This is a genomic window from Myxococcus llanfairpwllgwyngyllgogerychwyrndrobwllllantysiliogogogochensis (assembly GCF_006636215.1).
In the GTDB taxonomy this organism is placed as follows: Bacteria; Myxococcota; Myxococcia; order Myxococcales; family Myxococcaceae; genus Myxococcus; species Myxococcus llanfairpwllgwyngyllgogerychwyrndrobwllllantysiliogogogochensis.
The window spans coordinates 25,676-37,442 of record NZ_VIFM01000095.1 but is presented as its reverse complement, the minus strand read 5'-3'; the positions used below and the strand labels follow the sequence as shown (position 1 = coordinate 37,442).

Annotated in this window: 8 protein-coding genes; all 8 read right to left on the bottom strand. The window is 70.1% G+C overall.

Annotated features, from left to right (window positions below; genetic code table 11):
* Positions 1-2,066 (bottom strand): heavy metal translocating P-type ATPase (locus FJV41_RS23190; protein WP_141644714.1); only part of this gene is annotated, 2,066 nt, incomplete at its 3' end.
* A gap of 147 nt (positions 2,067-2,213) precedes the next feature.
* Positions 2,214-3,197, bottom strand: a complete 984-nt coding sequence (locus FJV41_RS23185) for a GIY-YIG nuclease family protein (protein ID WP_141644713.1) — start codon at positions 3,195-3,197, stop codon at positions 2,214-2,216.
* A 203-nt stretch (positions 3,198-3,400) separates the two neighbouring features.
* Positions 3,401-3,982, bottom strand: coding sequence for an RNA polymerase sigma factor (locus tag FJV41_RS23180; RefSeq protein WP_141644712.1), 582 nt, complete (start codon positions 3,980-3,982; stop codon positions 3,401-3,403).
* Positions 3,979-5,286 carry a cupredoxin domain-containing protein gene (locus FJV41_RS23175; protein ID WP_141644711.1) on the bottom strand — a complete coding sequence of 436 codons (1,308 nt, stop codon included), beginning with the start codon at positions 5,284-5,286 and terminating at the stop codon, positions 3,979-3,981. Before FJV41_RS23175 ends, FJV41_RS23180 begins: the two co-directional genes overlap by 4 nt.
* Before the next feature lie 47 nt (positions 5,287-5,333).
* Entirely contained in the window at positions 5,334-8,507 is a 3,174-nt protein-coding gene (locus FJV41_RS23170; protein ID WP_141644710.1) for an efflux RND transporter permease subunit, read from the bottom strand.
* Positions 8,507-9,694, bottom strand: a complete 1,188-nt coding sequence (locus FJV41_RS23165) for an efflux RND transporter periplasmic adaptor subunit (RefSeq protein ID WP_141644709.1) — start codon at positions 9,692-9,694, stop codon at positions 8,507-8,509. Before FJV41_RS23165 ends, FJV41_RS23170 begins: the two co-directional genes overlap by 1 nt.
* Positions 9,691-10,242, bottom strand: a complete 552-nt coding sequence (locus FJV41_RS23160; RefSeq protein ID WP_141644708.1) for a hypothetical protein — start codon at positions 10,240-10,242, stop codon at positions 9,691-9,693. The genes FJV41_RS23165 and FJV41_RS23160 overlap by 4 nt, the downstream gene beginning before the upstream one ends.
* A gap of 83 nt (positions 10,243-10,325) precedes the next feature.
* Positions 10,326-11,570: a TolC family protein gene (locus FJV41_RS23155; RefSeq protein WP_141644707.1), complete on the bottom strand. Its 1,245-nt coding sequence runs from the start codon at positions 11,568-11,570 to the stop codon at positions 10,326-10,328.
* Positions 11,571-11,767: the final 197 nt, after the last annotated feature.

The window sequence follows — 11,767 nt, the reverse complement described above, 5'->3', positions numbered from 1 at the left end:
ACCTCGGAGATTCCCAGCCGGCGAGCCACCGCCTCCGCCGTGGTGCGGCTGTCCCCCGTCAACATCACCACCCGCAGCCCCTCCTGACGCAGCAGCGCCAGCGCCTCCGGCGTCGACTCCTTCACCGGGTCCTCCACGCCGAGCAGCCCCGCCACGCGCCCCGACACCGCCACCAGCACCACCGTCTGGCCCTCCCCTCGCAGCGCCTCCGCGCGGGCCGTCAGGTCCGTGGCCTCCACCCCACGAGCCGTCATCAACGCCGCGTTGCCCAGCGCCACCTCCACGCCATCCACCCGCCCCACCACGCCCTTGCCGGTGTCCGAGCGGAAGTCCTCCACCGCCGTCAGCACCGCGCCGCGCTCCTTCGCACCGGACACAATCGCCTCCGCCAGCGGGTGCTCGCTGCCACGCTCCAGGCTGGCGGCCAACCGCAACAGCGTCGCCTCGTCGAAACCCTCCGAGGGAATCACGGACACGAGGCGCGGCTTGCCCTCGGTGAGCGTTCCCGTCTTGTCCACCACCAGCGTGTCCACCGCCTCCAGACGCTCCAGCGCGGCGGCGTCACGGATGAGCACCCCCGCCTGCGCGCCCCGCCCCGTGGCCACCATGATGGACATGGGCGTGGCCAGGCCCAGCGCGCACGGGCACGCGATGATGAGCACCGCCACCGCGTTGACCAGCGCATGCGCCAGCCGAGGCTCCGGCCCCCACACGCCCCACACCACCGCCGTCACCACCGCCACCACGATGACCACCGGCACGAAGACCGCGGCCACCTTGTCGGCCAGTCGCTGAATCGGCGCGCGGGTGCGCTGCGCCTCGCTCACCCGCTGGACGATGCGCGACAACAGCGTGTCCTTCCCCACCCGCTCGGCCCGCATCACCAGCGAGCCCGTCCCATTCACCGTGCCGCCCGTCACCTTCGCGCCCGAGGACTTCTCCACCGGGAGCGACTCGCCCGTCACCATCGACTCGTCCACCGCGCTGGCGCCCTCGAGCACCTCACCATCCACGGGCACCTTCTCGCCCGGCCGCACCCGCAGCCGGTCCCCTGGGTGCACGTGCGCCAGCGGCACGTCTTCTTCATGCCCGTCGTCACGCATCCGCCGAGCCACCGGCGGCGCCAGGCTCAGGAGCGAGCGCAGCGCACCCGACGTCGCGTGGCGCGCCCGCAGCTCCAGCACCTGCCCCAGGGCCACCAGGGTGATGATGACGGCGGCGGCCTCGAAGTAGAGGGGCGCCGTGCCGCCATGTCCCGTGCGCAGCCCTTCCGGCAACACATGCGGGAAGAGCGTGGCGAAGACGCTGAAGGCATACGCCGCGCCCGTCCCCAGGGCGATGAGCGTGAACATGTTGAGGTGCCGGTTGCGCACCGACGTCCAGCCGCGCTGGAAGAAGGGCCAGCCGCCCCACAGCACCACGGGCGTGGCCAGCACGAGCTGCGCCCAGGCCAGCACCGAGGCCGGCACCGCGTGTTGCACGGGCTGGCCCGGAATCATGTCCGACATCGCCAGCACCAGCAGCGGCACCGTGAGGCCCATGCCGACACGGAAGCGCAGCCACATGGACTTCAGCTCCGGGTCCGGGACGTCCTCGGGCAGCACGGTGCGAGGCTCCAGCGCCATGCCGCAGATGGGGCAGCTCCCCGGCCCGTCTCGCACCACCTCCGGGTGCATGGGGCACACGTATTCGACGCGCGTCTCCGGGACGGAGAGCGTCTCCGGCTCCAACGCCATGCCGCACTTCGGGCAGGCCCCCGGGTGGTCCTGACGCACCTCCGGGTCCATCGGGCACACGTACATCGTCCCCGGCGCGGCGGGCGGCTCCTCCTGCTTCTCGGCGGGAGGCGCGAGGAAACGCGCCGGGTCCGCGCGGAAGCGCTCCCGGCACTTCGGATTGCAGAAGGAGTAGGTGTGCCCCTCGTGCTCCAGGCTGCCGCCCTTGGGAGCGAGGGGGTCCACCTTCATCCCGCAGACAGGGTCGACCACGTGAGTCCCCTCGCCTGGAGGCAAAGGGGGCGTCGGATGCGAGTGATGATGCGAGCCCGGGTGGGAGTGGCGGTTCATGGTGCGTCTCTCCTTTCACCCAGGCCAACGAGCTACCCGGCCAGCTCTTACAGGTGACTTTTCGAAAGAATGCGCACCCCGAGTGGCCCATGGGCCCACCGACGGCGAATCAGCGCCGGGCCAGGGGGCCGCCGAGCGCTCCCTGGCTCACTTCGGAGACTCGTTGTAGCCCGCGTCCCCGTAGGGCTTCAGGCGCTCCAGCCAGAGGTTCTCCAGCACCTGGAGCTCCGCCTTCAGGTCCACGCCGGGCTCCTTGGGAGGCTCCAGCACGTCGAGCACCTCGAAGGAGAAGCTGTCCGCGCCGTCGCGCCTCCAATCCTCCAGGAGCGCGGGGATGCGAGGCATCCCGCTGGTCAGCTCGAAGCGGATGCGATTGAGCATGCCGGTGACATTGAGGCTCGAGCCCACCAGCACCTTCCCGTTGGCGCGATTGCGGACCGCATACACGCCCATCGGCGGGGGCTTCTCCTTGTACTCGCGCTTCAGGTCCGAGCGTCGCGCTCGGCTCGAATCCGTGGACGACATGGCGGACTTCCTTGGGTGAGGAGGGGACAGTGATTCGGCGGCGTCATCGCCGCACAGCTTCAACAGGCGTTGCTCCAGTCGCGCATGCGCCTGCGCATCCAGCGGCTCCAGCCAATTGGGCCCCGCCAGCTTCCAATCGACGTCGGAAGGGTCCAGGCCCAGCGCGGTCAACACCGCGGACTGGCAGATGAAGAACTGCTCACGGAAGGGGAAGAGATGACCTCCCGAGACACGCAGCGAGGCGACGGCGTCTTCGTACGTGGCGAACCAGTGGTTGAGGAAGTGGGGGCCCACGCGCTCCAGGAGCCGCTCGAAGTCGACCCGAGGCGCGTCCCGAGCCTCCAGCGCGTGCTTCAGCTCGCTCCAGGTGGCGTACCCCTGCTCCCGAGCGATGACGGCCAGCACGTGCTTGCGCTGCACCGACTCCCGACGCGCGAGCACCTCGCCCAGCGGCAGTCCCGCGAAGACAGGCAGCGCGCGCAGTCGCGCGGCGGCTCGTGTCGCTCGTGCCGAGTCTGTCGAGCCCAGCTCCTTGAGCAGGAGCGAAGCGCGGACCTTGCACTCGTGAAGGGAGAGGAGCTCGGCGGCGGGTGAGACGGTTCCCATGAAAAGTCCCTCGTTGGCGGCCCCACCCGTGTCACGGGCCGTGGAAGGAACTCATCGGAAACTGTGGGCCTGCCGGGAGAAACGAGGGTGACGTCGTCTTTTCGGGAAGGCGCCCCTCGGCACCTCTGTGAAGAGTTAACGGCGGGGGCGGAACTTCGGCAAGGGCTTTCTCTCGCGACCCGAGCGCCCCGTCCACCGCCTGCTCAGGAGCGTGCCTTGCACGAACAGTCCAGGCAGCCGTGCGCCGCGCAGGAACCGCAGCTCCGCTCGAGCTGCTTCTTGAGGGCCTGCCTCGCCCGATGCAGCCGCACACCCGCGTTGTTCGGAGTGATGCCGGCCTCGCGCGCCACGTCGGGCACGGCGCGCTCCTCCAGGTCCACCTTGCGCACCAGCTCCGCGTACTCCGGCTTGAGGGTGGGCAGGAGCGCTCCCACACAGGCACAGACGGTCTGCTTCAGCTCGGGGTCTTCGGAAGGCTCCTCGGCTTCGCGGGCCTCGCGCGCCAGGGCCCGCCCTTCGACCTGCTGATGACGGCGGTGGTCCACCAGCGCGTTGCGCAGGAGCCGGTAGAACCACGTCACCGCGCCCTCGGGCTCCGGCAACGTCTCGCCCCTCTCCAGTGACTTCACGAAGGCGGCCTGGAGGATTTCCTCGGCCGTCGCGCGATTGCCCACGCGGCGCTCCACGAAGGCCAGGAACTGGCGATGGTTCTCCACCAGCGCGCGTGTCACCGCGTCGCCGTCCTCCCGTGTCGCCTCGACGCCGGTATGTCCGGTCTCACTCATTGAACCACCAGCATGCCCTTCATCATCTGCATGCCGCAGGTGAAAGGGAACGCGCCGACCTTGTCCGGAGTGAAGCTCACCACGGTCTCCGACAAACCAGGCAGGGGACGCTGGATGCCGAAGTCGGGGATGAGCAGCTCGTCACCACACCCACCGGAGTCCTTGCGCACGAAGCGCAGCCGCGCGGGCACGCCCTGCTTCAGCGTGACCTCGCTCGGCTGGTAGCCACCCTGCACGGTAATCGTCACCTCCTGCACCGCGTCGCCCTTCGCCTCCGGGGACTTCGAGGACGGCTTCGGCGCGTCCATGGGCGTCAGCAGGAAGCCGATGAAGTACTCGGGGTCTTCGGGCAGGGGCAGGCGCACCGTCACTTCGCGCTCGGCGTCCGCCGCGGGGAGCGTTCCCGTCAGGAAGGTCCCTCCCCCCTCGGGCACGAGCGGCGCGGACACACCGCCCACCTCCACCGTGCCCTTGCGGCCCGCCAGGGGGAGCGGCTGGCGGAAGGCATCGGTCACCCACACCCGCACCTCGCCGGACCGCAGGGACACCACTTCCAGATGCGTGTCTCCGCTCATGGCCACGACACCGCCATGGAACGGCGTGTGGTCATGCTCCAGGGCCACGGCCTCGGCCACCACGCGACCCTCGGCCTCGGTTCCCTTCACGTGGACGCGCTGGCCCACGCGAGCCCCCAGCAAGGTCTTCACGTCCTGTCCCGGAGAGGCGAGCACGAGGGCCGTGGCGCCCCCCTCCTTCTCCAGCGAGTACACGCCGCCCTGCTTCGCGCAGGCCTCGGCGCTCAGTCCCACGGCGGGTGGCGTCGGGCACGGAGCCAGGCGGAGCGTCCCCACGATTCCACCGCCGTGCCCATTCGCCTCCAGGTGCGCGGCGAAGCGAGCCACCTCCGGCTTCCCGTCCCGCACCACCGTCACCACCATGGCCAGGTGGTCATCGGCGTGCTCCGGCCCTTGCCCCGACAGGTGGTCTCCCGAAGGCGTCAGCACGATATTCGGATAGCCCCCCTTCGCCACCTTCACGGAGCCCGTGGCACCCGCCACCGGACGAAGTGCCAGCGCGTCGTCCAGCAGGTACACGCGATAGCCACCGCCACGCGTGGTCACCAACTCCAGGTGCCCTCGGGGCGTGGACTCCACCTGACCACCGTGAGGCGCCGCGTGGGCGTGGGCCTGCCGCGCGGAGTGGGCCACCTCGGTCGGCGTGGGCTCGGGCGCGGGCGCTTCCTTCTTGCTGCATCCGACCACCAACCCCGCCGCCGCGAACACCGCGATGATTCTCTGTCCCATCGAACGCACCCTGTCTCCTCAATCCAATGCCACGCGAGGCCCGGTCATCAGCCCGCGCTCGCGAGTCGCTCTCCCTCGGGCTTCGGCCCGGGGAGCGTCAGGTCATCTTCGGCGCGCGCCGCGGCCTTGCGCGCCAGGTAACGCTCCAGGGCCGGACGCCCGAAGCGGTAGAACACAGCCGGGGTGACGAGCAGGTCCAGCAGCGTGGAGCTGATGAGCCCGCCGAGGATGACGGTCGCCACCGGGTGCAGGATTTCCTTGCCCGGCGCCCCCGAGGCGAGCGCCAGTGGCACCAGGGCCAGCCCCGCCGTGAGCGCCGTCATCAACACCGGCACCAGTCGCTCCAGCGAGCCGCGCAGCACCAGCTCGCGACTGAACACCTCGCCCTCCTGCTCCACGAGGTGGAGGTAGTGCGAGATGAGCATGATGGTGTTCCGACTGGCGATGCCGCACAGGGTGACAAAGCCCACCAGCGTCGCCACCGACAGCGGTTGGCCGGTGAGCACCACCGCCGTCACGCTGCCCACCAACGCGAGCGGGATGTTGAGCATCACCTGCGCCACCAGTCGCACCGAGCGGAAGTGGGCGTACAGCACCAGGAACATGCCCGCGAGCGACAGCAGCGACAGCAAGGCGATGAGCCGCGTGGCGGACTGCTGGCTCTCGAACTGCCCCTCGTAGGAGAGGAAGGTCCCGGTCGGAAGCGTCACACTCGCGGCCACGCGCTCGCGGACCTCTTCCACGGCGCTGCCCAAATCACGCCCGGCCACGTTGGCCATGATGACCACGCGCCGCTGGAGGTGGTCATGGTGGATGACATTGGGGCCCCGAGACTCCACCACATCGGCGATTGCCGCCACGGGCACGCGCGCGCCGGACGGCGTGTCGACCAGCGCCCGGCGAAAAGCCTCCGCGTCCACACGCGCGCGTTCCTCGTACCGCACCAGCACGTCGAAGGTGCGCTGCCCCTCCAACACCTGCCCCACCACGACGCCGTTGAACGCCTTCTCGAGCTGCTCCGCCATGGCCCCCGGCTGCACGCCCAGCCGCGCCGACTCCTCGCGCTTCAGGCGCACCTGGAGCTGGGGAATCAACGTCTGCTGTTCAACCTGGAGGTCCACGACACCGGGCACCTGGGCCATGACCGCGCGGACCTCTTCCGCCTTGCCCCGCAGCGCATCCAGGTCCTGGCCAAAGAGTTTCACCGCCACCTGCGCGCGGATGCCCGACAGCAGATGGTCCAGTCGATGGGAGATGGGCTGCCCCACGGACACGGAGAGGCCGGGCAGCACCGCCAGTCGCTCGCGAAGGTCGGCCAGCACCACGTCGCGAGGCCGGCCCCCTTCCTTGAAGTCCACATCCAGCTCCGAATAGTGCACGCCCTCCGCGTGCTCGTCCTGCTCGGCGCGGCCCGTGCGTCGCCCCACCGTCTTCACTTCCGGCACGGAGGCGATGAGCCGCTCGGCGAGCAACCCGAAGCGGTTGGACTCCTCAAGCGAGGTGCCCGGAGGCGCCAGGACATTCACCGTCGCGGTGCCCTCGTTGAACGGCGGCAGGAAGGAGCGGCCCAGGAAGGGCACCACCGCCACGGCGGCGAGCACCAGCAGCGTCGCGCCCACCAGCACGGGCTTCGGGTGGCCCAGGGCCACGTCGAGCACTCGCCGCGCCCGCGCCTTCAACCACCGCACCAGCGCGCCGTCGCCATGCTCCAGCAAGCGGCCACGGGGCAACAGGTACGCGCACATCGCCGGTGTCACGGTGAGCGACACGAGCAGCGAGGCCAGGATGGACACCACATAGGCCACGCCGAGCGGCGCGAAGAGTCGTCCCTCGATGCCACCCAGGGCGAACAACGGGAGGAACACCAGGACCACGATGAGGGTGGCGAAGACGATGGAGCCTCGCACCTCGGCGGAGGCGCGGTAGATGACGCGGAGCGCGGGCTCCGGCGTGTCCTTCGCGCGGTTCTCCCGCAGGCGTCGATAGACGTTCTCCACATCGACGATGGCATCGTCCACCAGCTCGCCCACGGCCACGGCCAGTCCGCCGAGCGTCAGCGTGTTGATGGACAGGCCAAACGCGTTCATCACCAGCGCGGTGATGACGAACGACAGGGGAATCGCGGTGAGCGTTATCGCCGTGGTGCGCAGGTTGACGAGGAAGAGGAACAGCACGACCACGACGAGGAGCGCGCCGTCTCGCAGCGCCTCCACCACGTTGCCGACAGCGGCCTGGATGAAGTCCGCCTGTCGGAAGAGAGTCTCCACCCGCACGTCGTCGGGCAGCGTGAGCCGGAGGTCCTTCACCGCCGCGTCCACCTGCTCCGTGAGCGCCAGGGTGCTCGCGCCGGGCTGCTTCTGCACGGCGAGGATGACCGCGGGCCGCCCATTCATTCCGCCGTCACCGCGCTTCACCGCGGGCCCCACGTCCACTTCCGCGACCTGGGAGAGTCGCACGGGCACGCCCTCGCGCACCGCCACCACCGTCCCGCGCAGGTCCTCCACGGAGGCGCTGCGCGCGAGGTTGCGGACCAGGTACTCACGCCCACCCTGGTCCACGAAGCCGCCCGTGGTGTTGCCCTGCGAGAGTCCCGCCGCGCGCTCCACGTCCTCGAAGGTGAGACCGAATGCCAGCAGCTTCTCCGGTGCCACGCGCACCTGGAACTGCTTCACCCCGCCGCCCAGCACCGTCACCTGCGCGATGCCCGGAATGGTGAGGAGCCGCTGACGCAGCACCCAGTCCGCCAGGGAGCGCAGCTCCAGCGGTGACGTGCGGCCTTCCTCGCTCTGCACGCCGAGCAGGAGGATTTCTCCCATGATGGAGGACACGGGCGTCAGGTGGGGCGCCACGTCACGCGGCAGTCGCTCGCTCGCCACCTGGAGTCGCTCGGAGACGAGCTGTCGGTCCAGGTAGATGTCCGTGCCCCAATCGAACTCCACGTAGACGATGGACAGACCCACGCCCGAGGACGAGCGCACGCGCTGCACGCCCGGCGCGCCGTTCATCGCCGTCTCGATGGGCGTGGTGATGAGGGTCTCCACCTCTTCGGGAGACAGGCCGCCCGCTTCGGTCATCACCGTCACGGTGGGACGGTTGAGGTCCGGGAACACGTCCACGGGCAGACGCGTGACGGCCCAGCCGCCGTAGAGCAGCACCGCGACGGCCGCCAGCACGACGAACAGGCGGTGGCGCAGCGAGAACAGGATGACGTGGTCGAGCACTACCGCCCTCCCCTGGCCAACCTCAATGCCGCCACCCCGGTCACCACGACCCGCTCACCGGCCTGCAAGCCCTTGAGCACGGCTCGCCACGCACCATCACTGCCACCCAGCACCACGGGCCTCAGCTCGAAGGCCTCTGGCGCGGTGTGGACGAAGACGAAGGTCCGCCCTTCCTCCTCCACCACCGCGTCCTTCGGCACCGCCAGCGCGTCCTTCTGGCCACCTTCTCCGAGGGCCACATCCACGAACATGCCCGGCCGCAGTCGACCGTCGCGGTTGTCGACCTCGAACAGCACGCGCACGCTGCGCGTCGACTCGTCCACCATCTGCCCCACGTGGTAGGGCCGCGCGGGGAAGTGCTGGCCCGCGTAGGCGGGCGTGGTCACCAGCGCGCCCGTGGTGCCCTCCGCGCGCGACACATCTCCTTCGAAGACCCGCGCCTCCACCCAGAGGACGGAAGAGTCCAACACCGCGAAGAGGGCGCGAGACGGGTCCACCTGTTCGCCCACGGATGCGCGGGCCTCCACCAGCACTCCGTCGATGGGCGAGACGAGCAAGAAGCGCGCGGTGCCCTGGCCCTGTCGTGCGCCCGCGAGCACGTCGCGCGCGGACTTCGCTCGGCTCCACTCCTGTTCGGCGGTGTTCACCGCGAGCCGCGCCTGTTGGACTTCCTTCTCCGCCACCACGCCCTGAAGGGACTCCAGGCGCGTCAAATCCCGACGGGCCTGCTCCAGGGCCGCCTGCGCGCGTACGGCCTCCGCTTCGGCCTGGAAGTGACTGGTCGACAGCCCCGTGGACTCCGACGTGGACAGGCTCTGCTGCACCAGCGCGAGCACCTCGCCGCGCTTCACGCGCTGACCCACGAGCGGCACGGTGCCATTCGCGGCGAGCACCCGGCCCGACACGGGCGCGGACACCTGTGCGAAGCGGTCCGTGCGCGGCACCACCTTCCCCGGGGTCACCAGTCGCGACTCCAGGGAGCGCACCGCCGCTCGCTGCGTCCGGACTTCCAGCAGGAACTGTGTCTCCTTCGGTACGGTGAAGGCGGTGCCAGCGACGATGGGCTGCTGCGCCGCCGCGGGCTTCCCGTGTTGCTCTCCTGCGTGCGCCAGGACGAGGGGACTCGTGAGGAGCAGCGTGAGCGACAGCATCCCACGAGCAGTGAGGGAGACAGCAGACCCGCTCATGGCCGCACCTTCTTGTGTCGGTTCATCCACCACGCGCCTGCCACCAGCAACAGGACGATGCCACCCGTGGCGCTCCAGCCCAGGGGCCTGCGCAAGCCAGGGCCGGCATCGGTGGAGTCGTGTTCCGAGGACAGATGCACCGTCCCCAGCGCCAGCACGTCCAGGTCGTTGCCACGAGTCACGGTGACCACCGCCGCCAGCTCCGCTCCGGGTAGCAGCTCCGCGTCGGCCACGTAGACGCCGGGGGACTCCAGCTTCGGCGCCAGCGTCTGCACGGTCGACCCGGTGAGGGTGAGTTCCAAATGGGCGCTGCTCACCGGCTCGTTCGTCTCCACATCCGCGACCCACAGGCGAACAGGCGTCTTCGCGGCCTCTGAATGCTCCGGGTGCTTGAGCACCACCTCGAACACCTCTCCCGTGGCGGAGAGGACATGCCAGGCCTCACCCGGCACCGACGCGGTGGCGGTGTCTCCGTGGGCCGCGCCCTCATGCGCCAGGGCTGGCAGCGGCATGCAGGCCATCAACACCCACCACCGCGCTGCCCTCATCGCGACACCTCGTGCGGAAGCAGAGCGGCTCGTCCCTGCTTCTCGCCGCATCTGGGTCGCGAACCCGAGCCGTTCATCGGTCCTCATTCCGGCACCTCGCCCGTAGGCATCCGTCCCACCGAGCGCAGCAAGGCCGTGCGCGCACGTGCCAGCGCCGCCGCCGCATCCACCGCGTCCGCCGAGGCGGCGAAGGACCGGTCCCTGGCGAGCAACAACGAGTCCAGTCCCAGTTGCCCCGCCTCGTAGGCACGGCGCACCAATTCCAGATTTCGGTCCACCGAAGGACGCACCGACATCAAGGCCGTGTGCGCGGCTCGCGCGGCCTCGAACGTCGTGCGTGCCACGGCCTGCTCTGACTCCACCTCACGGGTTCGCGCGATGCGCTCCGACTCACGCACCTTGTGTCGAGCCCGAGCCTGCGCCAGCTCGCCCTGGTTGCGGTCCCACAACGGCAGCGGCACCGACAGTCGGGCGATGAGCAGGTGTTCGGTGTGAAGGTCCGTGAAGGCACCGTGGGCTTCCGGCCGACGCTCACGCTCGTAGCCCAGGGACAGCGTGGGATTGGGGATGCGCTCGCGGCGCAGCAGGTCCACCTCGGAGCCCGCCGCCGCCACCTCCGCGCGCGCGGCCACCAGGGTCGGCTGTTCGCCCGTCAGCTCCGACGGCAGGGTGTCCGTCGCCGAGTCGAGGAGGGAGACCGTGAGCGGCGCGTCCGCCGGGCGTCCCAGTCTCCGATTCAGCTCGACGCGAGCCGCCTGCGCCTCCGCGTGGGCCTGTGCGACCCGAGCCTCCGCGCGGGCTCGCTCCAAGGTCGCGGCATTGCGTTCCAGCTCCGACACGTCACCCGCGGCGAAGCGGCGCACCGTGGCGGTCTCCATCTCCCGGGTCAGCTCCAGCGCCTCGCGAGCCAGGGAGGAGCGAGCTTCGCGCCGCTCCAACTCCACCGCCGCATCCACCGCGCCTGACGAAGCACTCAGCATCGCGGCCTGACGCCGCGCACGCGCCGCCTCTTGAGCGGACTTCGCGCGGTCCAGTCTCAGGCCGCGCTGTCCAGCGACCTCCAGCATCTGGCTCAGCACGACTTCGGTGCGCTGTTCACCTTGCGCGCCCGTGAGGGCATCACTGACGACCGCGACCTCGAGGGAGGGATTGTTCCGAAGCCAGCGGCCGTCCGCAGCGCGAGTTCCCTCGGCACCTTCTTCCTCGGCGCGTGCCGCCGCGACCTCGGGACTTCGAGCCACGGCCTCCGACGCCACGCGTGCCAACGGCCACGCCTCCAGGGGCGAGGCAGCCAGCACGAGCGACAGGGCAGCGGGCACGAGCAACATGTCCACGTCCCAACGCAAGTCGCGTACCCAACCCGAAGGCCAAGGATTCCAACAAGTTGGGCACAAGTGAGGCCGCACCAGGTGTGACCATGTCCATCACACTGTGATGGGCCTGGGCGACCAGCGCTCCAACCCAGCCCGCTCGATGCACCGGCTCCACGAACCGCGGCGAACGTGGCCGCGGTCGCGGTGTGAGG

What these genes read in the sequence shown, in the direction of transcription:
- FJV41_RS23155 (WP_141644707.1), bottom strand. Translation starts at nt 11,570, where the DNA reads ATGTTGCTCGTGCCCGCTGCCCTGTCGCTCGTGCTGGCTGCCTCGCCC.
- FJV41_RS23175 (WP_141644711.1), bottom strand. Translation starts at nt 5,286, where the DNA reads ATGGGACAGAGAATCATCGCGGTGTTCGCGGCGGCGGGGTTGGTGGTC.
- FJV41_RS23165 (WP_141644709.1), bottom strand. Translation starts at nt 9,694, where the DNA reads ATGAGCGGGTCTGCTGTCTCCCTCACTGCTCGTGGGATGCTGTCGCTC.
- FJV41_RS23185 (WP_141644713.1), bottom strand. Translation starts at nt 3,197, where the DNA reads ATGGGAACCGTCTCACCCGCCGCCGAGCTCCTCTCCCTTCACGAGTGC.
- FJV41_RS23160 (WP_141644708.1), bottom strand. Translation starts at nt 10,242, where the DNA reads ATGAGGGCAGCGCGGTGGTGGGTGTTGATGGCCTGCATGCCGCTGCCA.
- FJV41_RS23180 (WP_141644712.1), bottom strand. Translation starts at nt 3,982, where the DNA reads ATGAGTGAGACCGGACATACCGGCGTCGAGGCGACACGGGAGGACGGC.